18 protein-coding genes, 1 tRNA gene and 1 pseudogene are annotated in these 21,562 nt (G+C 68.4%); 14 read left to right on the top strand and 6 right to left on the bottom strand.

Going from position 1 to position 21,562, the window contains the following annotated elements:
• Nucleotides 1–2 precede the first annotated feature (2 nt).
• On the top strand, nt 3–2,576 hold the full coding sequence (locus AC0Z36_RS06000; protein WP_485461636.1) for an ABC transporter permease: 2,574 nt from the start codon (nt 3–5) through the stop codon (nt 2,574–2,576).
• A gap of 51 nt (nt 2,577–2,627) precedes the next feature.
• On the opposite strand, the gene AC0Z36_RS05995 is transcribed toward AC0Z36_RS06000, so the two are convergent.
• Nucleotides 2,628–3,416, bottom strand: a complete 789-nt coding sequence (locus tag AC0Z36_RS05995) for an endonuclease V (protein WP_485461635.1) — start codon at nt 3,414–3,416, stop codon at nt 2,628–2,630.
• Between the two features lie 206 nt (nt 3,417–3,622).
• Between AC0Z36_RS05995 and AC0Z36_RS05990 the strand changes: the two genes are divergently transcribed.
• Entirely contained in the window at nt 3,623–4,912 is a 1,290-nt protein-coding gene (locus tag AC0Z36_RS05990) for an amidohydrolase family protein (protein ID WP_485461634.1), read from the top strand.
• A 95-nt stretch (nt 4,913–5,007) separates the two neighbouring features.
• On the opposite strand, the gene AC0Z36_RS05985 is transcribed toward AC0Z36_RS05990, so the two are convergent.
• Both AC0Z36_RS05985 and soxR read right to left on the bottom strand, forming a co-directional pair.
• The gene (locus AC0Z36_RS05985; RefSeq protein ID WP_485461633.1) at nt 5,008–6,783 is read right to left on the bottom strand and encodes a lipoxygenase family protein; all 1,776 of its coding nucleotides are present in this window, start codon (nt 6,781–6,783) and stop codon (nt 5,008–5,010) included.
• Nucleotides 6,784–6,934: 151 nt separating this feature from the next.
• A complete protein-coding gene (gene soxR, locus AC0Z36_RS05980) occupies nt 6,935–7,429 on the bottom strand; it encodes a redox-sensitive transcriptional activator SoxR (RefSeq protein WP_485461632.1) in 495 nt (164 codons plus the stop codon).
• A 108-nt stretch (nt 7,430–7,537) separates the two neighbouring features.
• Here soxR and AC0Z36_RS05975 point away from each other — a divergent pair.
• The 10 genes and pseudogenes from AC0Z36_RS05975 to AC0Z36_RS05930 all read left to right on the top strand — a co-directional run bounded on the left by AC0Z36_RS05975 (nt 7,538) and on the right by AC0Z36_RS05930 (nt 15,697).
• Nucleotides 7,538–8,230 (top strand): annotated as a pseudogene (locus tag AC0Z36_RS05975) (SDR family NAD(P)-dependent oxidoreductase).
• Between the two features lie 84 nt (nt 8,231–8,314).
• Nucleotides 8,315–9,337 (top strand): S-adenosylmethionine:tRNA ribosyltransferase-isomerase, encoded by a 1,023-nt coding sequence (locus AC0Z36_RS05970; RefSeq protein WP_485461631.1) that lies wholly within the window; start codon nt 8,315–8,317, stop codon nt 9,335–9,337.
• 172 nt (nt 9,338–9,509) lie between these two features.
• The gene (galE, locus tag AC0Z36_RS05965; RefSeq protein WP_485461630.1) at nt 9,510–10,472 is read left to right on the top strand and encodes a UDP-glucose 4-epimerase GalE; all 963 of its coding nucleotides are present in this window, start codon (nt 9,510–9,512) and stop codon (nt 10,470–10,472) included.
• Between the two features lie 114 nt (nt 10,473–10,586).
• Nucleotides 10,587–11,615, top strand: coding sequence for an ABC transporter substrate-binding protein (locus AC0Z36_RS05960; RefSeq protein WP_485461629.1), 1,029 nt, complete (start codon nt 10,587–10,589; stop codon nt 11,613–11,615).
• The gene (locus AC0Z36_RS05955; RefSeq protein WP_485461628.1) at nt 11,612–12,373 is read left to right on the top strand and encodes an ABC transporter permease; all 762 of its coding nucleotides are present in this window, start codon (nt 11,612–11,614) and stop codon (nt 12,371–12,373) included. The genes AC0Z36_RS05960 and AC0Z36_RS05955 overlap by 4 nt, the downstream gene beginning before the upstream one ends.
• A complete protein-coding gene (locus tag AC0Z36_RS05950) occupies nt 12,370–13,221 on the top strand; it encodes an ABC transporter ATP-binding protein (protein WP_485461627.1) in 852 nt (283 codons plus the stop codon). Before AC0Z36_RS05955 ends, AC0Z36_RS05950 begins: the two co-directional genes overlap by 4 nt.
• Nucleotides 13,218–14,375 (top strand): phosphotransferase enzyme family protein, encoded by a 1,158-nt coding sequence (locus AC0Z36_RS05945; RefSeq protein ID WP_485461626.1) that lies wholly within the window; start codon nt 13,218–13,220, stop codon nt 14,373–14,375. Before AC0Z36_RS05950 ends, AC0Z36_RS05945 begins: the two co-directional genes overlap by 4 nt.
• Before the next feature lie 124 nt (nt 14,376–14,499).
• Nucleotides 14,500–14,573, top strand: a tRNA-Lys gene (locus AC0Z36_RS05940).
• 471 nt (nt 14,574–15,044) lie between these two features.
• Nucleotides 15,045–15,482, top strand: a complete 438-nt coding sequence (locus AC0Z36_RS05935) for a hypothetical protein (protein ID WP_485461625.1) — start codon at nt 15,045–15,047, stop codon at nt 15,480–15,482.
• A gap of 59 nt (nt 15,483–15,541) precedes the next feature.
• The gene (locus tag AC0Z36_RS05930) at nt 15,542–15,697 is read left to right on the top strand and encodes a hypothetical protein (protein WP_485461624.1); all 156 of its coding nucleotides are present in this window, start codon (nt 15,542–15,544) and stop codon (nt 15,695–15,697) included.
• 68 nt (nt 15,698–15,765) lie between these two features.
• Here AC0Z36_RS05930 and AC0Z36_RS05925 read toward each other — a convergent pair whose 3' ends face one another.
• The 3 genes from AC0Z36_RS05925 to AC0Z36_RS05915 are packed head-to-tail and all read right to left on the bottom strand — an operon-like array spanning nt 15,766 to nt 18,916.
• Nucleotides 15,766–16,983 carry an ABC transporter permease gene (locus tag AC0Z36_RS05925; RefSeq protein ID WP_485461623.1) on the bottom strand — a complete coding sequence of 406 codons (1,218 nt, stop codon included), beginning with the start codon at nt 16,981–16,983 and terminating at the stop codon, nt 15,766–15,768.
• The gene (locus tag AC0Z36_RS05920; protein WP_485461622.1) at nt 16,980–17,687 is read right to left on the bottom strand and encodes an ABC transporter ATP-binding protein; all 708 of its coding nucleotides are present in this window, start codon (nt 17,685–17,687) and stop codon (nt 16,980–16,982) included. Before AC0Z36_RS05920 ends, AC0Z36_RS05925 begins: the two co-directional genes overlap by 4 nt.
• Nucleotides 17,684–18,916 carry an efflux RND transporter periplasmic adaptor subunit gene (locus AC0Z36_RS05915; protein ID WP_485461621.1) on the bottom strand — a complete coding sequence of 411 codons (1,233 nt, stop codon included), beginning with the start codon at nt 18,914–18,916 and terminating at the stop codon, nt 17,684–17,686. Before AC0Z36_RS05915 ends, AC0Z36_RS05920 begins: the two co-directional genes overlap by 4 nt.
• Nucleotides 18,917–19,030: 114 nt before the next feature.
• Here AC0Z36_RS05915 and AC0Z36_RS05910 point away from each other — a divergent pair, with 114 nt between their 5' ends.
• Nucleotides 19,031–19,735 (top strand): response regulator transcription factor, encoded by a 705-nt coding sequence (locus tag AC0Z36_RS05910; protein ID WP_485461620.1) that lies wholly within the window; start codon nt 19,031–19,033, stop codon nt 19,733–19,735.
• Nucleotides 19,725–21,539 carry a sensor histidine kinase gene (locus tag AC0Z36_RS05905; RefSeq protein ID WP_485461619.1) on the top strand — a complete coding sequence of 605 codons (1,815 nt, stop codon included), beginning with the start codon at nt 19,725–19,727 and terminating at the stop codon, nt 21,537–21,539. The genes AC0Z36_RS05910 and AC0Z36_RS05905 overlap by 11 nt, the downstream gene beginning before the upstream one ends.
• Nucleotides 21,540–21,562: the final 23 nt, after the last annotated feature.

The following is a 21,562-nucleotide window of genomic DNA, read 5'->3' as shown; positions in this document are numbered from 1 at the left end:
TCATGCTGAGAGCCACATTTAAGAACTTCCTGGCCCACAAGGGCCGAATGGTGTTGTCCGCCCTTGCCGTGATGCTGTCGGTCGCCTTTGTCGCCGGCACCCTGGTGTTCACCGCCACGATCCAGAAGACCTTCGACGACCTGTTCAAGTCGACGGCCGCGGACGTCTCGGTCTCACCGGAATCCGAGTTCGACGCCGATCGACTCGCCCGCAACGGCCAGACCTCGACGCTGCCGGCCAGCCTGGTGCAGCAGCTCGGCACGGTCCCCGGGGTCAAGAAGGCGCACGGCGACGTCTCGGTGGAGAATCTCACCGTCGTCGACAAGAACAACAAGTCCGTCGGCCCGGCGGGCGGCGCGCCGACGATCGGCACCACCTGGTACCAGACGGACCGCAGCCCGGTGAAGCTGACGAGTGGTCACGCGCCGCAGGGCGCGAACGAGTCCGTGATCGACGCGGACACCGCCAAGAACAAGAAGGTGAAGCTGGGCGACACGCTGCGGATCATCGCCGCGCCCGGCGGCTTCGAGGTGAAGGTCGTCGGAATCGCCACCTTCACGACGACGAACCCGGGCGCCACCCTGGTGTTCCTCGACGAGTCGACAGCGGCCGGCAAACTGCTCGGCAAGCCGGACGTCGTCACCTCCGTCGCGCTGGACACCGTGCCCGGAACGACCGACGACCAGCTCAAGAAGACGGTCGCGCAGACCCTGGGCAACCCGCAGTCGTACAAGATCGAGACGAACGCGGAGGCCGCCAAGTCAGCCGCCAACTCGATCGGCCAGTTCCTGAACGTGATCAAGTACGCGTTGCTCGGCTTCGCCGCCATCGCCGTCCTGGTCGGCATCTTCCTGATCTTCAACACCTTCTCCATGCTGGTCGCCCAGCGCACCCGGGAGATCGGCCTGATGCGGGCCATCGGCGCCAGCCGCCGGGACATCAACCGGTCGGTGCTCACGGAGGCACTCCTCCTCGGTGTCGTCGGCTCCACCCTCGGCTTCGTGGGCGGCATCGGCCTGGCCCTCGGACTGAAGGCGCTGATCACGTCGTTCGGGATGAACCTCAAGGGCACCTCACTGGTGATCAACCCGAGTGCGCCGATCGCCGCGTACGTCGTCGGCATCATCGTCACCCTCCTCGCCGCGTACATCCCCGCCCGCCGGGCGAGCCGGGTCTCCCCCATGGCGGCCCTGCGTGAGGCCGGCGCCCCGGCGCACAAGTCGCTGCGGAAGCGCACGATCCTGGGCATCGTGCTCGCCCTGATCGGCGCCGTGGGCCTGATCGGCGGTGCCACCGCGGACAGCGGCGGCACCGGCGGCCAACTGCTCGGCCTGGGTGTGCTGTTCACCATGATCGCGTTCATCGTGCTCGGCCCGGTCCTGGCCCGGCTGATCGTCCCGGTCCTGTCGGCCGGCTTCCCGAAGATGTTCGGCCCGGTCGGTGTCCTCAGCCGGCAGAACGCGCTGCGCAACCCGCGTCGCACCGGTGCCACCGCCGCCGCGCTGATGATCGGCGTTTCGCTGGTCGCCGCGCTGTCGGTGGTCGCCTCCTCAATCAGCGGATCGTTCGACAAGCAGATCGAGAAGGCCTTCGGCGCGGACTTCACCGTCCAGTCGATGACCGGAGCGTTCACTCCGGAGATCGCCGACGCGGTCAAGAAGACCCCCGGTGTGGACAACGTCGTACGTGAGTACAGCGTCCTGGCGAAGATCAAGGGCGGCAACGGCAATCCGCTTGAGGAGGAAGTGTTCGGCAGCGACCCCGGTCTGGACGGTGCCATCACGACCGACTACATCAAGGGCACGGGTGACGAGGCGCTGAAGAAGAACCAGGCCATCGTCCCCGAGGACTGGGCCAAGGAGCACGGCCTGACCGTCGGCTCCGAGATCGAGGTCGCCCTCGCCGACGGCCCGACGGTCAAGGTCCCGGTGGGCGCGATCCGCAAGCAGGCCAAGGGCGCCTCGGTCGGCAACGGCAACGCGATCATGCTCAGTGCGGACACGCTGCTCAAGGCCATGCCGAACGCGCAGATCATCATCATGTTCGCCGATGCGGCCAAGGGCCAGGACGTGGCCGCGGTGGGCACCTCGATCAAGAAGTCCCTGGATCCGTTCCCGCAGGTCAAGTCCCGTGACCAGGCCGACTACAAGAAGCTGGTCAAGGACCAGATCAACGGACTGCTCTACATGATCTACGGGCTGCTCGGCCTGGCGATCATCATCGCGATCCTCGGCGTGATCAACACCCTGGCGCTCTCGGTGGTCGAACGCACCCGGGAGATCGGCCTGATGCGGGCGATCGGCTCCAGCAGGCGGCAGATCCGCCGGATGATCCGCCTGGAGTCCCTGGTCATCGCGGTGTTCGGCGCGGTCATCGGACTGGTGCTCGGCATGGCCTGGGGCATCACCGCCCAGCGGGTCCTGGCCGTCTCCGGACTGGACGTCCTGGTCATCCCGTGGGGCACGATCGCCACGGTGGCCATCGCCTCCGCGGTGGTCGGACTGCTCGCCGCGCTGATGCCGGCCCTGCGGGCGTCGCGGCTGAACATCCTGAACGCGATCGCCAGCGACGGCTGACCGGGTGGAAGAGCCCCGGTCCGCGTCCGCACCGACGCGGGCCGGGGTTTTTCAATGACCGTCCGGTTGACCGTCCGGTTGAACGTCTGGTTGACCGTCTGGTTGACCGTCTGGTTGACCGTCCGGTTGAACGTCTGACCGAACGTCAGACTGCACGTCAGGCTGAACGTCCTTGAGCGCCTGGCGGCAGGCCGAATCCGCCGCCCGGGTCGTCTCCGGAAGACGGAACTCCCGAGCCAGCGACAGGACATGCGCACACGCGGTGTCGAGGTCGACGGCGTGGCCGACCGAGACGAAGACCGGCTTGACCCCGTCCTGGGTACGCAGGACCCGCCCGACCAGGTCACCGTCGAGCAGCAGACCGCTTGCTGAACCCCGTACGACGCCTGGTTCTTCGAAGGTCCCCACAAACGCGGTCTTGCCGACGCCGATCGACGGGAGGCCGGTCAGGACCCCGAGGTGGCAGGCCAGCCCGAACCGCTTGGGGTGCGCGAGGCCCTGGCCGTCGCACACCAGCAACTCCGGGGTGATGGTGAGCAGTTCGAGGGCCTTGAGCAAAGCGGGAGCCTCCCGGAAGGCAAAAAGCCCGGGGATGTACGGGAATTGGGCCACGCCGACGACCGTCGCCGTTTCCACGATTTCCAAAGAAGCCGCATCGAGTACAACAACCGCAGCCGCCAGCCGGTCGCTGTCCTCGGCGTAGGCGACATCAAGGCCGGCCACGTATCTGACCGTCGACGGGCCCGGGCCGACGGTGTCGACCAACGGCCGCAGCCGTTCCTGCACGGCCCGCGCCTCGGTCTCGCCGGTCGGCCACGGATGCGCATCGGTGATCAGCATGGGTCTCCTTGTGTTGCAGGCGACGTTATCGAACGGGTTCCCGGTGTTGCGCAAACTCTTTACGCACTAGGCAATACCCAGGCAAATCAACACACTTCAGCAGTTTCAAACACACCTCGGCTGATGTAACCCGCAAGTAACCGAGCGGCAACCTCTCCCGGTCAAAGTAGTAAGCGACCACCCGGCACGCTGCCCGAGGAGACGCTGTGCGCGAAGACACGACAACGCTGACCGGCGCGACCCTGCCGGACGGACGGATCAGGAACGTGGTCCTGCAAGGCGGCTGCGTCAAGCAGGTGCGGCCCGTAGGTATGCCAGATCCGACCACTTCGACACTCGACCTGACCGGTTACGTATTGATGCCCGCGCCGGCTGAGCCGCATATCCACCTGGATCGGGCACTGACCTGGCAGCCGGTCGAACCGGACCGGCCCTCTGACTCAGTACGCGCCTGGCGCGCGTGGCCGGCCCACTACGGAACCCACGACCTGCGCCGCCGGGCGCGGGCCGCGCTCAACACGTTGGCCGCGCACGGGACGACCGCCGTACGCGCCCACATCGACATCGACGGCACACCGGCCGGGATCCGTGCCGTGGAGGGCCTGCGGGACCTACGCGAGGAGTTCGGCCGGACCATCGACCTCCAGATCGTCGCCGTGGCCGAGCCCGGCCTGAACGAGAAGTCAATCCTGGACGCGCTGCACGCCGGAGCCGACCTGCTCGGCGGTTCGCCGGGCCGGGCGAAAGACGTACGGGCCGAGACCCGGTCGCTGCTCCGCCTCGCCGACCGCGCCGAAGTGGGCCTGGACCTGCACCTGGACGACCAGCCCGACCCGCGGATCCTCGCCGTCGCCGACCTGGCCCGGTTGCTGCGCGCCTCCGGCTTCAGCCAGCCGGTCACCGCGAGCCACGTCAGCGGGCTCGGTTTGCTGCGCGGTCCCGCGTTGTCCCGGGTCGCCGAGCTGATCACAGCGTCCGGGATGAGCGTCATCGGCCTGCCGTCGACGCAACTGCGGCTGCACGGCCCGAACTGGCCGGCGGGGCCGCGTCAGCAGGGTGTGCCGCTGCCGGTGCGGGCGTTGCTCGCGGCGGGCATCCCGGTGGCGGCCGGGGGCGACCACCTGCGGGACTCCATGAACCCGATGGGCCGGGCCGACGCGCTGGAGACGGCCTCGCTGCTGATCACCTGCGCCGGGCTGACGGTCGATCAGGCGTACGCGGCCGTCAGTACACACGCCCGCCGGGCGATGGGACTTCCGGAGGCCGGTCTTGAGCCGGGTCTCCGGGCCGATCTGCTGGCCGTACGGGCCTCGTCGCTCGCCGAGGCGATCGCCGCGGCACCCGAGGACCGCATCGTGCTCCGCCGCGGGCGGGTGGTCAGCCGCACCACGGTTCTGCGTACGGGGTCGCCGCACCGCGCGGCGGGCCGCCGCACACCGGCGGTCCGGCGGCCGGTGCTGTCGCGCCGCCGGACGCCGGTCACAACGGCGGGCTGAGGCTCTTCAGCAAGAAGAGACCGCCCCAGGTGTCGCCCCAGTGCGCATCAGCGCACTCGGACCGACACCCGGGACGGTCCCGGATCCACTTCGGATCAGACGTTGATGCTGTTCGGGATCTGCGACGGCGTCAGGTAGTTGTAGGGCGTCTTGCGCCTCTTGTTGCGCTGGCCGATCTCGGTTTCGATCGACGCGAGCTTCTGCTTGAACACCCGGAGAGGTCCCTCGGCCTTTGTCCCGGTGAAGTCGTTGCCGTACTCGCCGAGGGCGACGTCGTGGACCTGACCGAGCGTGACCATCATGCACATCTGAAGCAACGACAGGTCGATCGGCGGCAGGTTGTCCAGCCAGTCCTGCTGACTGTGGCCCTTCCCACGGGGTTCCGGGGTGAATCCCGCGGTCGGGCAGGCCGGGGTGTACCCCATGTAGTCGGGCTGCGGGAAGTTGACCGCGGCGTGCTCCGGGCCGACGGTCCACACCGTCATGGTGAGGATCTCGATCAGGTCCTTCCGGTCCGTGATCGCGCCGGGTGTGGCACCGAAGTCACGGATCTCCCCGGTCGCGGCGACACGGCTGGACCAGCTGGTGAGAGCCGCATCGGCGCGTACTGCGGCGTCCGAGGGATAAACGCCGTCGACGAATGCCGACACCCACGCCTCGATGGCGTTCCAGACCAGCAGCCCGTCGTCCCGGTAGGGGTAGTACGGCAGGGCCTTGTTGTCCGCGGTGGCGTTCCGCCGGAGCCGGTTGGGCAGGGAATTGTCGCGGAAGGAGAAGGACGCGCGCTCCTTGGCCAGCCAGGCCTTCATGCTCGGCATATCCGTGCCGAACAGGCGGTCGAGCCAGCGGCCGGGATCGGTCAGGATCGGCGGCACGAGGCTGTTGATGAACGGCGTTCCCTCGAAGTGCCGGGCCAAGAACATCGCGACCGGGTGCTTCGCCGGGAAGCTCGCCAGCGCGGCACGCAACAGGGTGTCGGCGACCATGTGGGTGTTGGCCAGGTGCGCGATGATTTCGTGCTGGACGGTGTAGGCGACCTGGACACAGTTGCGCGCCAGCATCCAGCTGTACCCGTCAGCGGGGGTGTAGATCTCGCGGCCCGCCGGATCCTGGCCGCACTGGATCGCGAACGGTCGCGGCGCCCCGCCGTCCGGCGGAACACAGAGCGCGATCATCGGCGAGTAGGTGTACTTCGGCTTTCCGTCCTGGCTTCCGGGCACCAGGCTCGACGTGCCGGCATAGTCGACCCAGTAGACGCGGCCGGCGTTGACCGCCGTCGCGAGATTGTCACTGGCGAATTCCTTCACCGAGCGCAGATGGGCGGTCGTCAGCGGGAACTTGCCGGGGATCTTCGTCAGCCTGGTCAGCCTGGTGGGGTCGGGGCCGGCCACGAAGAAGTCGGCATACCGCTCGTTGTTTTGGAAACCGGCCGCGATGTCGGGCAGCGGAACGAGCGGCGCGCTGTAGAGCTCGCGGTAGCCGTCGAGCCGGTGCGTGACATCCCCGCCGGTCAGCGGCCCGAGGTCGGGGGCCAAGAAGTCGATCAGCGCCAGCCAGTCGTTGTTGAGCCGCCAGGTGGCGATCTGTGCGGGGGTCAGCGGGGTCGTCAGCTGCGGCTGTTTTGTGAACTTGTAGCGCCCCTCGCCCGAGACGCGGAGCACGTTGAGGCGCAGTTTTTCGCCGCCTACGACCATCTGGGTCTGAAAGGTCAGGTTCGGATCCTTGGAAAGTGTCATCAGCCCCGGGTCCGCCGCGGCGGCGGCCGACATCACCGGCGCCGCCTGAGCAGTGGTCGATGACGCGAGGAAAGTGGTCCCCGCGGCTGCGGCCGTGCCGATTTTCAGTACGGTTCTGCGATCCAGATCTGTCATGGCCATCTCCGCTTGTCGTACCTGAGCTGCCGGTCTGGGCGATCAGTACCCGCGAGTCCGGAAAATAACAACAAATCGGTATTAAGTTATAAAAAACCTACAATTTGGACATCTCTGTCACCTGGACGGCCCGGCATGACCACCGACTGGGCTAACCGGACGCAGTGGCGCCGCACTGCGCGCTCGCGCCGTTCTCATCCCGCACCGCCGCGGGAAGGAAGCGCGCGCCCGAGCCGTACGCCGCCACGGCGTCGTCTGGGTTCGACATCTTGCAGCGCTTCAGCGACAGGCACCCGCAGCCGATGCAGGAGTCCAAGCCGTCCCGCAGTCGCACCAACGCCTCGATCCGGTCGTCGAGGCGACCGCGCCAGGCCAGGGAGATCCGCGTCCAGTCCGCCTTGTTCGGCGTCCGCGACTCCGGCAGCGTGCCCAGGGCCGCGCGGATCTCGTCCAGGCTCAGGCCCACGTTCCGCGCCGCGCGGATGAACGCGAGGCGGCGCAGCACGTGGCGTTCGTAACGCCGCTGGTTCCCGGCGGTCCGGTGCGCGTGGATCAGCCCCTCGCGCTCGTAGAACCGCAGAGCGGAGGCCGCACTGCCACTGCGGTGCGAAACCTCGCTGACCGTCAGCAGGTCTGTGTCCTTCACGACTGCTCCTTCTGGAAATCTCCCCCGCGCAAGCCTTGAGTTGAACCCTAGTTCAACTTGCAGGATCGGAAACAAGCAGAACACCACCGATTCCTGGGAGTTCACACCATGCCTGTAGCCCTGATCACCGGAGCCTCCCGCGGCCTCGGTCTCGCCCTGGCCCGCGCCCTCGCCGAACGCCACTGGACGCTCGTCCTGAACGCCCGCGGCACCGAGGCCCTGAACATCGCCGCGATCTCACTCCGGAAGGAGGCCGCCGAGGTGACCGTCCTCCCCGGCGACATCTCCGACCCCGCCCACCGGGCCGAGCTCGCCAGCGCCGTCCACCGCGTCGGCCGGCTCGACCTGCTGGTCAACAACGCGGGCACGCTGGGACCGAGCCCGCTGCCGCAGGTCAACGCCATTTCGCAGGACGCGGTCGAAACGGCCTTCCGCACCAATGTGTTCGGGCCGCTCGCGCTGACCCAGTTGGTCCTGCCGCTCCTGGGCGCCAGCTCCGGGACGCTCGTCAGCGTGAGTTCGGACGCCGCCGTCGAGACGTACGAAGGGTGGGGCCTGTACGGCGCGACCAAGGCCGCCTTCGACTAGCTGATCGCCGTGCTGGCGGCTGAGCATCCGAAGCTGCGGACGTTCTCCGTCGACCCCGGCGACATGCGGACGCAGATGCACCAGGACGCCTACCCGGGCGAGGACATCTCCGACCGGCCCACTCCGGAGAGCGTCGTCCCGGCCTTCCTGCGCTTGCTCGACGCACCGCCCGCGAACGGCCGGTACCGCGCGGCCGAACTGCTGGGCCACTGAGTCACCGGACTTCCGGGTCACCGCACTACCGAGTCACCGCACTACTTGAGTTTCCGGGTCACTGAAGTTGTTGGGAGATCTGACATGACGACACTCGCCTTGCCCAGTACGCGTTTCACCCTCCCCCCCGCGCTCTCCGCCGTCGAACCGCCGGAGGTGTCAGGCACAGCCAGGGACCGGGTCCGGCTCCTGGTCGGCTCGCCCGGCGCGGTCACGCACACGTCGTTCAACCGGATCGGCGACCATCTGTGCCCCGGCGACCTCGTGGTGGTCAACACCTCGGCGACGCTGCCCGCCGCCGTGGACGCCGTGCGCGGCGACGGCCGTCCCGCGCTCATCCACTTCTCCACGGACCTGGACGACGGGACGTGGGTGGTCGAACCCCGTCCGGCGAGCGGTCCGGGTCCGTTGAGCGGCGCGTACTCCGGGGAAAACTTCACGCTGCCGGACGGTTCCGTGCTCACGCTCCGGGCGCCTTATAGAAGTTCGCCCCGACTGTGGACGACGCAGCCGTCCTTCGCCGTACCGGAGTGGCTCGGGCGGCACGGCCGGCCGATCGCGTACGACTACGTCTCCGGACGCTGGCCGCTGACGGACTATCAGACTGTGTTCGCCCGGACCGGTCCCGACGGTCGGGCCAGTGCCGAAATGCCCAGCGCTGGACGTCCGTTCACCATGGATCTGGTGCTCGACCTGATCACCCGGGGCATCGCGGTCGCCCCGATCACCCTGCACACCGGGGTTTCCTCGCTTGAGGCGCACGAGCCGCCGCAGCCGGAGCGGTTCAAGGTCCCGGCGTCCACCGCGCGTCTGGTGGCGGACACCCGGGCGGCCGGCGGCCGGGTCATCGCGGTGGGGACGACGGTAGTCCGAGCCTTGGAAAGCCCGGGTCCCGAAGGGTGGACTGAGACCGTACTCGGTCCGGACAATCCGGTCAGGAACGTCGACGGGATCGTCACCGGATGGCATGAACCGGAGGCGTCGCACCTGCTGCTGCTCGAAGCGGTCGCCGGGCCCGAGGTGGTCCAGCGGGCGTACGCCGCAGCGGTGCCGGGCGGATACCTGTGGCACGAGTTCGGGGACAGCGCGCTACTGCTGCGGTCCTGAGCCGGGCGGGCGCGTCACCGTGGAGTCACCCGTCCTGCTGAATGAGTGACGATTCCGCCCCGCAGCCGATCGGCCGTGCGAGGGTGCTGGGACGGGGTTTCCGGACGCACACGCCCCGTCCCACGGCTCATCCCATGGCTCATCCCACTGCTCAGGGGAGGGTTCACATCCAATGAGACTGCTGGTCACCGGCGGCGCCGGCTACATCGGTTCGATCACCACCGCGGTCCTGCTCGACGCGGGGCACGACGTCACGGTCCTGGACGACCTGTCGACCGGGCACCGTGAGGCGGTCCCGGTGAAGGCGCAGCTGGTCGTCGAGAACATCCGCAACTCCCACGAGGTCCTCCAGCGCGGCTTCTTCGACGGGGTGCTGCACTTCGCCGCCCGTTCGGTGGTCGCGAACTCGGTGCGCGATCCGCAGGACTTCTGGCACAACAACGTCGGCGGCACGATGGCGCTGCTCGACGCGGTCCGCGCGGCGGACGTGCGGCGGTTTGTGTTCTCGTCCACCGCCGCGACCTACGGGGAGCCGGAGCGCACGCCCATCCTGGAGACCGACCCGACCCGCCCCGGGCACGCCTACGGTGCGTCGAAGCTCGCCGTGGACCACCTGCTGTCCGCCTACGCCCCCGCATACGGGCTGGCGGCGACAAGCCTGCGCTATTTCAACGTCGCCGGGGCGTACGGAGGAACCCAAGGCCGGGTCGGTGAGCTGCACGACCCGGAAACCCACCTGATCCCGCTGGTCCTGGCCGTGGCGGCGGGCCGCCGCACGGACGTCAAGGTCTGCGGCTCCGACTGGCCGACGCCGGACGGCACGTGCGTCCGCGACTACATCCACGTGGTGGACCTGGCCAGGGCCCACCTGCTCGCGTTGGAGAAGGGCGTGCCCGGCACGCACCGGATCTGCAACCTCGGCAACGGGGTCGGGTTCTCAGTCCGGGAGGTCGTGGACGCGTGCCGCCGGGTGACCGGGCACGCCATCCCCGAGGTCGAGGCCCCGCGCCGCCCCGGTGACCCGGCGGTCCTGGTGGCGTCGGGCGCGAAGGCGCAGCGGGAGCTCGGCTGGGTCCCTGAGCGGCCGGAACTGACGGACATCATCACGGACGCGTGGGCGTTCCTGCGGCGCTGACGTTCGGGTGAGGGGTTGCGCTTACACGTGCAGCCCCTCCCCGGTGCGCCAAGCACCCGGGGACCCGGGATCATTGAGTGGTACCCGCCACAGCCCGCTCCCCGGAGGAACCCCATGCGCCGCCACCTGACCACCTTCGCCCTGGTCGCGGCGATATCGGTGACTGCGGCAGGCTGCGGGGGTGACAGCGGCGGCAAGAAGAAGGCCGACGGCCTGACTTCGGTCAGCCTCGCCCTCGACTGGACGCCGAACACCAACCACACCGGCATCTACGTCGCCCAGAAGCTCGGCTACTACAAGGACGCCGGGATCGACCTGAAGCTCCTGCCGTACAGCTCGACGTCGGCGGAGACGCTGGTCGGCAGCCACCAGGCGGACTTCGGCATCTCCTACAGCGAGGGTGTGATCCTCGGCCGGACCTCCGGTCAGGACCTGACATCGGTGTACGCGATCACCCAGAAGCCGGACGTCGAGATCGCGGTCAAGGCCAACCGGGACGACATCCAGTCCCCGAAGGACCTCGACGGGAAGACGTACGCCGGTTACGGCGCGCCGTACGAAAAGCCGCTGCTGGAGTACGTGATCAAGAAGGCCGGCGGCAAGGGCGACTTCAAGAACGTCAACCTGGAGACGGGCGCGTACGAGGCGCTGTACGCCGACAAGGCCGACTTCGCGATGCCCGTGCCGACGTGGCAGATGCTTGAGGCGAAGCTCATGGGCAAGCCGCTCAAGGGCTGGCCGCTGTCGGACTTCGGGGCCCCGCAGGCGTACTCCTTCCTGGTCGCGTCCTCGGACACCTACCTGAAGAAGAACCCCGACGCCGCGAAGAAGTTCGTGCAGGCCACCGAGCGCGGATACCAGTACGTGGTGGACCACCCGGCGGAGGCCGCGACGATCCTGCTCGACGCGAACAAGGCCGAGCTGACCAACACCGAGTTGGTCAAGCAGAGCATCGACATGCTGGTGAAGGACTACTACCGCACCGCCGACGGCAAGCTCGGCGTGCAGGACGGCCCGCGCTGGCAGCAGTTCACGGACTTCATGGCAACAGCCGGGATCCTCGCCGACGCCCAGGGCAAGAAGCTCGACAAGGCCCCGGACGCGAAGGCGATGTTCAGCAACGACTTCCTGACGGTGAAGTGAAACGTACGTTCGCTCTCCTGTGGCCCCCGATCCTGCTGGCAGCGGTGCTGATCGGGGGCTGGCAGCTGTACTGCACCACTTCCGGGATCGCCCCGACGACGCTGCCGTCGCCGCAGCGGGTCGTTGAAATGGGCTGGGCGTTCCGGGACATCCTGTGGGACCAGACAGTTCCGACGCTGAAGGAGACCGCCGCCGGGTTCGGACTGTCGTTCGTGTTCGCGTGGCTGGTGGCCACGCTGCTCGACTTCTCCGCGTTCGCCCGGCGCAGCCTCTACCCGCTGCTTGTGGCCTCGCAGACGATCCCGATCGTGGTCATCGCCCCGTTGATGATCATCTGGTTCGGGTTCGGGCTGCTGCCGAAGATGCTGATCGTGGCGCTGGTGACGTTCTTCGCGCTGACGACCTCGCTGGCCGCCGGGTTCGCCTCGGCGGACGGTGACGCCATGCGCCTGCTGAAGTCCATGGGCGCGGGGCCCTGGCGGTCGTTCCTGCTGGTCAGGGTCCCGAGCGCGATGCCGTACTTCTTCACCGGACTGCGGGTGTCGATCACGTACGCGGTCAGCGGCGCGGTCTTCGCCGAGTACGCGGGGGCGGAGAAGGGCCTGGGCATCTTCATCCAGGCGCAGAAGAGCGCGTTCCGCACCGACCTGGTGCTCGCCGCCGTCGGGATCGTGGCGTTGCTGAGCATCGCGCTGTTCGGTGCGACGTACGCGCTGGAACGTCTGGTCCTGCCGTACAAGCACCGGGGTGGGGCATGAGTGCGGAAAAGGCGGAAAGCCTGAAGATCAGCGGCCTCGGCAAGTCGTTCGGTGACCTCGAAGTCCTCCGGGACATCGATCTGGCCGTCCGCTCCGGTGAGTTCGCGGCGATCGTCGGGCCCAGCGGCAGTGGCAAGTCCACGCTGTTCAACCTGGTCACCGGCCTGGAGCGGGCGACGACCGGCACGGTCCTGGTGGACGGCGAGCCGATCTCCGTGCGCGGCGACAAAGTCGCCACTGCGCCAACGAAGGCTCCCAAGGTCGCCACTGCGCCAACGAAGGCTCCCAAGGTCGCCTACATGCCACAGAAGGACCTCCTCTTCCCGTGGCGCACGGTCCTCGCGAACACCGCGCTGGGCCTGGAGGCCACCGGAGTCCCGAAGAAAGCCGCACGTCAGCAGGCCGGGGAGCTGTTCGAGGCGTTCGGCCTGGACGGGTTCCAGAACGTCTACCCCCGGCAGCTCTCCGGCGGCATGCGGCAGCGTGCGGCACTCCTTCGGACGGTTGTCCTGGGCCGTCCCGTGCTGCTGCTCGACGAGCCGTTCGGCGGGCTTGATTCGCTCACCCGTACGGATATGCAGCTGTGGCTCGCCGACATGCAGCAGCGTTTCGGCTGGACGGTCGTCCTGGTCACGCATGACATCCGGGAGGCCGTGCTGCTCGCGGACACCGTGCATGTGCTGTCAGCCAGGCCGGGCCGCATCATCGAAAGTGTGTCCGTCGGCCTGAGTCGCCCGCGCGGCACCGACGACTTCGCCGCCACCGAATTCACCGCTCTCGAACAGCGGGTGCTCCACGCGCTCCGGCGCGGCAGCGCGAATCCGTCCGACCCGGAGAAAACCGTATGACCGGCACAGTCCAGCCGCCCGCCCAGCCGACCCTTGTCCACGGGCTGGGCACCGAGTGGGTCGAACCGGACTGGCCGCTGCTGACGACGGCCGAGGTCGCGGCCGTCCTGCGGCACTATCCACAGGTCGAAGACACCGATTCGGTACGGGTCACCTGGCACAGTCCGCGGCCGCTGTCGTCGGCCGCGCTGGTTGAATCCCGTACGGGAAAGTTCTTCATCAAGCGCCACCACCAGCGGGTCCGGACACCCGCCGGGCTCGCTGAGGAGCACGATTTCATCGCCTTCCTCAGCACCCGGGGTGTCCCGGTGGTCCAGGTGCTGTGTGCCGACGACGGCCGGACGGCCGTTGAGCGGGGCGTCTGGACGTACGAGGTGCATACGGTCGGCACCGGCGCGGACCTGTACCGGGATGCGATCTCGTGGTCGCCCTTCAGTTCGACCGGCCATGCGGAGGCGGCCGGCGCGGAGCTGGCCCGGCTGCACCTGGCCGCCGCGCCGTACGCCGCGTCGAAGCGCGCGACGCAACCGCTGGTGACCTCGTTTGAGGTCTTCTCCACGCAGGATCCCCTGGCGGCGCTGCGGCGGTTCGCCGCGGCGCGGCCCGCACTGGGTGACTACTTGGCGGGAAGAGCCTGGGAAGCGGACGTACGGGCGGTCCATCTGCCGTTCCACGATCGGCTGCGGGTGCACTTGGTCGGCCTGGAGCCCCTGTGGACGCACGGCGACTGGCACGCGTCGAACCTGTTGTGGACTGCTGAGGGCCGGGTTTCCACCGTGCTGGACTTCGGACTGTGCGATCTGACAACCGCCGTGCACGACCTGGCGACCGCGATCGAGCGGAACATCGTGCAGTGGCTGGACCTGGACACGCTGGGGCCGCAGGCGCTCCATCTCGACCATTTGGACGCGCTGCTCGACGGCTACCTGTCGGTGCGGCAGCTCTCCGCGGCCGAGTCAGCCGCGTTGCCGGATCTGCTGCCGCTGGTCCAGACCGACTTCGCGCTTTCCGAGGTGGACTACTTCCACGGGGTGGTCGGCTCGGCCGCCAGCACCGCACTGGCGTACGACTACTTCACCGGGCACACCCAGTGGTTCACCACCCTGGAAGGCCGTCGGCTCCTCGACCGGATCCGCACCCGGCTGAGCCGCTGACCTGCGGGGCGACTCCGGAAAGAAACCGGTGCGGCAGCATCCTCCGGATCATGTAGTATTTCTTCTGTCAGCGCGACGAGCCAGGGAAACCCGGCTGGGAGCGCAGGCGGGAAAAGCAGGTCAAGCGCCGCTAGCTCAGTTGGTTAGAGCAGCTGACTCTTAATCAGCGGGTCCGGGGTTCGAGTCCCTGGCGGCGCACCTGAAACGAAAGCCCCAGTCAGTTCACTGACTGGGGCTTTCGCGTTGCCCGGGGGCTGTGACGGACCGGCCCGGCATCCTTCGCGTGCGCACTTTTCCGCCGTACGGCGTAACCACATGCACCTCCTTCTCGTTGCTTTCGGTACATGAACCACTCCCAAGGAGTAGTGGGAGGTGTAGACGGAGGCGACGCGGCGTGGGGTACGGCACGGCCGGTGACGATGCGGACCTGCCCGCCGTCGGAGAGCTGATTCCGGTGGATCCGGCGGGCTTTGACCCGGCGAAGGTGCGTGCTGAGCTGCAGCGGGCGGTGGCCGGGGAATACGGCAGGAACCGACTGTGGATCGAGATCACTGATCTTTATCCGGGCGTGGACTGTCTCGGCTGGGACGGTCGGATTATGGCGCCTGACGGGGCTGCGGTCGGCCGCATCGTCCGGACCTTTCACCGCGAGGTAGACGGGGATTGTGGGTGCACCACGACATCGTCAAGATCGAAAACGAGTACGCACATCTTCGGCGCAGCGGCTTCGGCATCCAGGTCAGTGGACGACTCGAAGCCTGGTACCGGGCTTCAGGCCTGGTTCGCATCGAACTGACTGCGGGCAAGGACGACGGAGCTTACAGCTGGGCCAAACTCGAATACGAAGGGTCGGACGAGGCGAGCGCTCGCGGCATCATGCGACGGCTGGCTGCAAAACTCAAGGATCCCAGGGTTCCGAATACCGCCGCTGAGCAGGCCGCAGGACTGGAGGTCCTGGAACGCTTCCGAAATCTGCCGTACGAGGACTCCAGATATCCGGCTCCTTCGGAGATCGCTGCGCTTGGCCGGTATCCTGGATCCGAAAGCTTCCTCGGGAAGCGCGTGCTGGACGACAAGGCCAGCTGGAAGGGAGTGCTGTGGCTATGAGCGCTGTCCGCCCCTCGCCTGAGCGTTTGGCTCGGCACAAGCGTGCCCACGCTTGGGTCATGGAGTTTTGCCTCAAGTACAACCTAGACATCCCAGACGACGGGACGCCTGAGCAGCAGGCTGAATTCATGCGCAAGGCTGACGAGATCTACGGCATCGTCCGCCCGGAGGCCGACTACCACCCGCGCCCGGCCACGCACTCGCACGCTGTCTGACCGCTCCCCCGACCTGACGAAGGACCCGAAACCCTGAGAGGGCTGCGGGTCCTTGGTCGTGCGAGGTCCTACGTCGAGGCCAGTGCCTCGGTGGGGGTCAGCCGGGAGGCCCGGATCGACGGGTAGACCCCCGCGAGCATGCCGACCACCACCGCTCCCCCGAAGCCGGCGGCCACCGAACTGAACGAGATCACCGGCGGCCAGCCCTGGTAGTAGGCGTAGCCGAGCGTCGCCAGGACGCCCAGGACCGTGCCGGCGATGCCGCCGAGACCGGACAGGGCCACCGATTCGGTGAGGAACTGGCTGCGGATCTGGCCCCGGTTGGCGCCGAGCGCGCGGCGCAGGCCGATCTCCTTGCGGCGCTCCAGGACCGAGATGAACATCGTGTTCGCCACGCCGATGCCACCGACGAGCAGCGCCACCCCGGCCAGGCCGAGGAACAGGGCGGAGAAGGTGGACTCGGTGGCCCGTTTGGCGGCCAGCGCGTCGGACGGGCGGCTCACCTGGACCGTGCCGGGCAGCTGCGGGTAGACGGTTTCGCCGAGGACAGCGCGGACGTTCTCGATCTGGTCCTCCTCCGCTTGGACGTACACCACCGTCGGGTGCCCGTCGAAGCCGAGGTTCGCCTTCGCGGCGTCCCAGCCGACCAGCACCGAGCGTTCCAGGTCGGGGGCCAGCGGCATCGGGTCGAGGATGCCGATGACGGTGAACCAGCGGTCGTTGACGGCGACCTGCGGCGGGGGCTGGCCCGGTGTCAGAATGCCGAACCCGAGTCGTACGGCGGCCTCGTAGCCGAGGACCACGGTCGGGAACTTCTCCGTGACCGGGTCGAGGAACTTCCCGGAGCGGACGGTGCCGTGCACGGCCTCCAGGAGGTTGAGCCTGGCCGCCAGGACGGTCAGCCCGGAGCCGTCGGTGGGGTCGACGCGGTCCGAACGACGCACCACAGTATGGGTGTTGGCGACGGCGCTGCTGAGGATGACCGGTCCGATCCGGGCCACCATCGCCACTGATTCCTCGGGGAGTTTGACCGGCGGCTTCTGGTCGGGCTGCGGTTCTGCGCGGAGCATGTTGGTGCCCATCGCTGACAGTTCCCGCATGAGGGCCTTCTGGCTGGACGCCGGGATGCCGATCACGATGATCATCGTGGCGATGCCGATGGAAATGCCCAGGGCCGACAGCGCCGCCCGCATCTTACGGGTGCGGATGCCGAGGAGGCCGAGCCGGACGATGTCCGTGGGGGCGAGCCGTACGGGCTTGGTCTTCGTGTGGTCGGGCTGCTTCATCGTCCGGTCTCCAGGAGCGGCAGGAGGGACGGCTGGGCCGTGTCGGAGATCAGCCGGCCGTCGCGGATCTCGATCCGCCGCGGCAACCGCGCGGCGATGTCCCGGTCGTGGGTGATGATCGCGATGGTGGTCCCCTCGGCGTTCAGCCGCATCAGCAGGTCAAGGACCGTCCGGCCGTTGGCGGTGTCGAGGGCGCCGGTCGGCTCGTCGGCCAGGACCAGCGCCGGTTCGTTGACCAGGGCGCGGGCGATGGCGACCCGCTGGCGCTCCCCGCCGGACAGCTGGTTCGGGTGGTTCTTGACGCGGTGCCCCAGGCCGACCCGGTTGAGCGCCTCGACGGCCAGCGGGTGGCGCCTGCGGCGCGGAACTCCGGCGTAGAGCAGGCCGGTGGCCACGTTCTCCGCCGCGCTCAGCCCGTCGGTGAGGTGGAACTGCTGGAAGACGAAACCCAGCCAGCGCCCGCGCAGGGCGGACAGCTGACGGTCGGAGAGATCGTCGATGTCCTGGCCGAGGATCGACACCGTGCCGCTGGTCGGCTTGTCGAGCGTGCCCATCAGGTTGAGCAGGGTGGACTTCCCGGACCCGGACGGGCCGAGGATGGCCAGGAGTTCACCGTACGCAATGATCAATGACACATCGTCAAGCGCCTTGACTCCGCCGGGATATGCCTTGGTCGCGCCGTTGACTTCCAGGACCGCGGTCATGAGGCGGTCACCACCTGGTCGCCGGCCTTCAGGCCTTCCCCGCTGACTTCGATCATGCCCTTGGAGAAGAGTCCGGTCTTGACCGCGATGAGACCGCCGCCGGAGACCTGCACGGCGTAACCACCTTCGCGCAGCGCCACCAGAGATCCGACCGGTACGGCGAGCACGTCCTTCTTCGTCTCGGTGGTGAACCTGACCTGGACGGAGGCCGCGTCGAGCTTACGGACCGGGGCCTCGTCGTCCAGCGTGACGTTCACGCTCATCCTGGCCGGACCGGCTTCGCCCATAACGGACTTGCTCTCCGCGACCCGGCTCACGGCGGACACCTTGCCGGGTGCCTCGGTGCCGTCCGGGAGGATGACGACGACCGGGGCGTCGGCTACGATCCCGCCGACTTCGGTGGCCGCGACCGACACGGTGACCGCGCGGTCGGTCGGGGTGATGATTAGCAGCGCACCGGCGGCGACTTCGTCACCGAGGGCCGCGCTCAGCGCGCCGATCCGGACACTGCCGGGCAGTACAACCAGGTCGCCGACCTCCAGGGTGCCGCTCTGCGGCAGGCCGACGGCCTGCTGCCAGCGCTTGAGTGCGTCGGTGAGCGCCGGGGTCCAGGTGTACTCGCCCTCTTTGTTGCCCTTCGGCTGAGTGCCGACGGGGTAGCCGAGGGCCTTGAAGTTGTCGGAGACCATCTTGACGTCGCGGCCCTGAGCTGGGGGCGAGGCCTTCTTGACGTCGTCTTTCTTGAGGTCGTCCTTTTTGACGTCGTCTTTTTTGACGTCGTCTTTTTTGACGTCGTCTTTTTTGACGTCGTCTTTTTTCGGGTCCGGCGGTGCGCTGGCGGGCGGTCCGACCGGCGGGGTCTCCTCCGGCTGCTTCCCCAGCGCCCGGAACATCGGAGTGCCCCCGTAGAACAGGGTCACCGGCTTGTCGTCCGCCCGGTACACCGGCTTGCCGCGGTCGATCGTCTCGCCGGTCTTCGGGAGCCAGGTGACCCTCCCCTTCCCGGAACCCTTCAGCGACTGCTCGGTGCCGTAGCCCAGCGCGCCGGGCAGGTTGCGGGCGTCGGACAGATCGGTCCTGACCACGGCCGCGGTGGCCACCTTCGCCGACTTCGCGGCGGACTTGTCCGATTTCCCGTCGCCGGAACCGCTGCAGGCGCTCAGCACGGTCAGACAGACCACGGTGGTGAGGGAGACCGCGACGGTGCGCAGCAGGGAGGGTTTCGACATGCGGCCGATGCTTCCGGACAGTTGTCAGGAAGTTGTCAGGCGAGCATGACGATCGCGTACGGGTGCTCCCGTACGCGACCGTCCTGGTTCTGGTGCTCGCATACGATCATGCGCATGGTTGTGCATGTCCTGGTTGCCGAAGACGATGAGAAACAGGCCGAACTGGTCCGCCGCTACCTGGAACGGGAGGGGCACCGGGTCACCGTTGTGCACGACGGCCGGGCTGCCATCGACGAGGTCCGGCGCAGTCGTCCTGACCTGCTTGTCCTCGACACGATGATGCCTAAGGCGGACGGCCTGGACGTGCTGCGCGTCCTGCGCGCTGAGACCGATCTTCCGGTGCTGATGCTCACCGCCCGGTCCGCCGAGGACGACCTGCTGCTCGGTCTGGACCTCGGGGCCGACGACTACATGACCAAGCCGTACAGCCCCCGTGAGCTGATGGCCCGGGTCCGGACGCTGCTGCGCCGCAGCAAGGTCGCCCAGGCGGTGCCCGAACCTGACCCCGTCCTGCGGGTCGGGCCGCTCAGTGTGGACCCCGTACGGCACGAAGTCACCCTGGACGGACAGCTGGTGGAGTCGACTCCCGGCGAGTTCCAGCTGCTCGTGGCCATGGCGACGCAGCCGGGGCGGGTGTTCAGCCGCGACCAGTTGCTCGACCGGATCCACGGCTTCGACCGCTACATCACGACCCGTACGGTCGACGTGCACATCATGAACCTGCGCAAGAAATTGGAGGCGCAGCCGCGGCGGCCGAAGTATCTGGTGACCGTCTTCGGTGTGGGTTACAAACTGGTCGACGGCACCCGTGGCGCGTAACGGCGGCAGGGTTCCGTTCCACCGGAGTCTGCTTGTCCGGCTGCTCGCGTCGTCCATATTGATCGCGACCTGCGCGGTGGCCGCGACCGCGTGGCTGGCCAGTCAGACGACTTCGGGGGCGATCCGCCACGAACAGGGCCGGCTGCTCGCCGACGACGCCCGTATCTACAGCACCCTGTCCGGCTACGCGGCGACGCATCACACGTGGGTGGAGGTCGGTCCGGTCGTCGCGGATCTCGCCCGGGAGACCGGTCGGCGGATCAGCCTCACCACTTCGGCGCGGGAGCCGCTCGCCGACTCGGACGCTCCGCCGGGCCCGCTCCCCGCTCAGGTCTCGGCTGTCATCGACCCGCTGAACGTGGACCCGTCGCTGGTCACCGGCACGGGTGCGGACCGGATCGACCCGCGCGCCACCGGGCCGTTCACTCTGTCCGGCCAGGACCGCACCGACCTGCGCGGCGCCGCCGAGAACATCGTCTCGTGTCTGCGGCTGAGCGGCATCGCCGGCAGCATCACGGAGACCGGCACCGGGCGGCCCCAGGTTTCGGTCCTCGGCGGGCTCCCGAGCCGGCTCGAGCCCGATTTCTGCGGGGTGGCCACCCGGCTCAACAAGCCCACAGCGGGTGAGAAGAAGGCGCTGAGTCAACTCAACGGTCTGGTCAACGACTGCCTCAAGCGCCGGAGCATCCCGCCGGTCCGGTTGAATCTGAACCTCACCTGGGTCCCGGAGGAAATCAGGCCCAGCGTGATCGAGGAGTTCAGCGCACGGGACCGGGACACGGCCGCGTGCGTCGACAGCAACCGCCGCGAACAGCTGGGCGCCTACGTCGCCCCCGCCGCGCTGGTGTTCGTCGGGAACGAGGGCGTCGACTCCCCTGTGCCGGGTTTCCGCCTCTCCCGTTCCGACACCGCCAGGATCGCCGGGGTGACCGGCCTGGTCCTGGCCGGCACCGCGCTGGTCACGTTCCTGGTCGCGGCCCGCCTCATCCGTCCGCTGCGCGCGCTGACCGGCGCGGCCGAGCGGATGAAGGACGGCGACGACACGGCCAGGGTCCCGGTCACCACCGGGAACGAGATCGGCCGCCTGGGCGCGGCGTTCAACGACATGTCCGAGCAGCGGGCCCGTCTGGAGGAGCAGCGCCGGGCGATGGTCAGTGACGTGGCGCATGAGCTCCGGACTCCGCTGAGCAATATCCGCGGCTGGCTGGAAGCGGTGGAGGACGGTGTCGCCGACGCCGATCCCGCGCTGATCGGGTCGCTGCTTGAGGAAGCGCTGCTGCTCCAGCACATCATCGACGACCTGCGGGACCTGGCCGCCGCGGACGCGGGCAAGCTGAGCCTGCACCCCACGCCGGTCCCGGTCGTGGAAGTCCTGGAGCAGGTGGCCGGGGCGCACTACGCGCGGGCGAAGGCGGCGGGTCTGGAGCTGACCCTGTCGGCCGCCGCGGACCTGATCGTGGAAGCGGATGCCGTACGACTGCGTCAGGCTGTGGGGAACCTCGTGTCGAACGCGGTCCGGCACACTCCGGCCGGCGGCCGGGTGCAGCTCCTGGCCTATCCGGACGGGCCGACGGCGGTCATCGATGTCATCGACACCGGGAGCGGCATCGCGCCGGATGAACTCCCGTACATCTTCGATCGTTTCTGGCGGGCCGAGAAGTCACGCAACCGGCACACGGGCGGCAGCGGGCTGGGTCTGGCGATCGTCCAGCAGCTGGTCGGGGCGCACGGGGGGACGGTGACCGCCACGAGCACGGTGGGCCGGGGGTCGGTGTTCAGCGTGCGGTTGCCGATGCGTCGGTGAGCCGACCCCACCAGACTGGTGGA

The organism is Kitasatospora sp. UYEF31 (assembly GCF_057291755.1).
Note: the sequence above shows the minus strand (reverse complement) of the source record. Positions and strands in the feature narration are given on the sequence as shown.

Excerpts from the sequence above, each read along its gene's own strand:
- AC0Z36_RS05910 (WP_485461620.1), top strand. The coding sequence starts at position 19,031 with ATGGTTGTGCATGTCCTGGTTGCCGAAGACGATGAGAAACAGGCCGAA.
- AC0Z36_RS05925 (WP_485461623.1), bottom strand. The coding sequence starts at position 16,983 with ATGAAGCAGCCCGACCACACGAAGACCAAGCCCGTACGGCTCGCCCCC.
- AC0Z36_RS05950 (WP_485461627.1), top strand. The coding sequence starts at position 12,370 with ATGAGTGCGGAAAAGGCGGAAAGCCTGAAGATCAGCGGCCTCGGCAAG.
- galE (WP_485461630.1), top strand. The coding sequence starts at position 9,510 with ATGAGACTGCTGGTCACCGGCGGCGCCGGCTACATCGGTTCGATCACC.
- AC0Z36_RS05985 (WP_485461633.1), bottom strand. The coding sequence starts at position 6,783 with ATGACAGATCTGGATCGCAGAACCGTACTGAAAATCGGCACGGCCGCA.
- AC0Z36_RS06000 (WP_485461636.1), top strand. The coding sequence starts at position 3 with ATGCTGAGAGCCACATTTAAGAACTTCCTGGCCCACAAGGGCCGAATG.
- AC0Z36_RS05995 (WP_485461635.1), bottom strand. The coding sequence starts at position 3,416 with ATGCTGATCACCGATGCGCATCCGTGGCCGACCGGCGAGACCGAGGCG.
- AC0Z36_RS05960 (WP_485461629.1), top strand. The coding sequence starts at position 10,587 with ATGCGCCGCCACCTGACCACCTTCGCCCTGGTCGCGGCGATATCGGTG.
- AC0Z36_RS05930 (WP_485461624.1), top strand. The coding sequence starts at position 15,542 with ATGGAGTTTTGCCTCAAGTACAACCTAGACATCCCAGACGACGGGACG.
- AC0Z36_RS05945 (WP_485461626.1), top strand. The coding sequence starts at position 13,218 with ATGACCGGCACAGTCCAGCCGCCCGCCCAGCCGACCCTTGTCCACGGG.
- AC0Z36_RS05920 (WP_485461622.1), bottom strand. The coding sequence starts at position 17,687 with ATGACCGCGGTCCTGGAAGTCAACGGCGCGACCAAGGCATATCCCGGC.
- AC0Z36_RS05915 (WP_485461621.1), bottom strand. The coding sequence starts at position 18,916 with ATGTCGAAACCCTCCCTGCTGCGCACCGTCGCGGTCTCCCTCACCACC.
- AC0Z36_RS05970 (WP_485461631.1), top strand. The coding sequence starts at position 8,315 with ATGACGACACTCGCCTTGCCCAGTACGCGTTTCACCCTCCCCCCCGCG.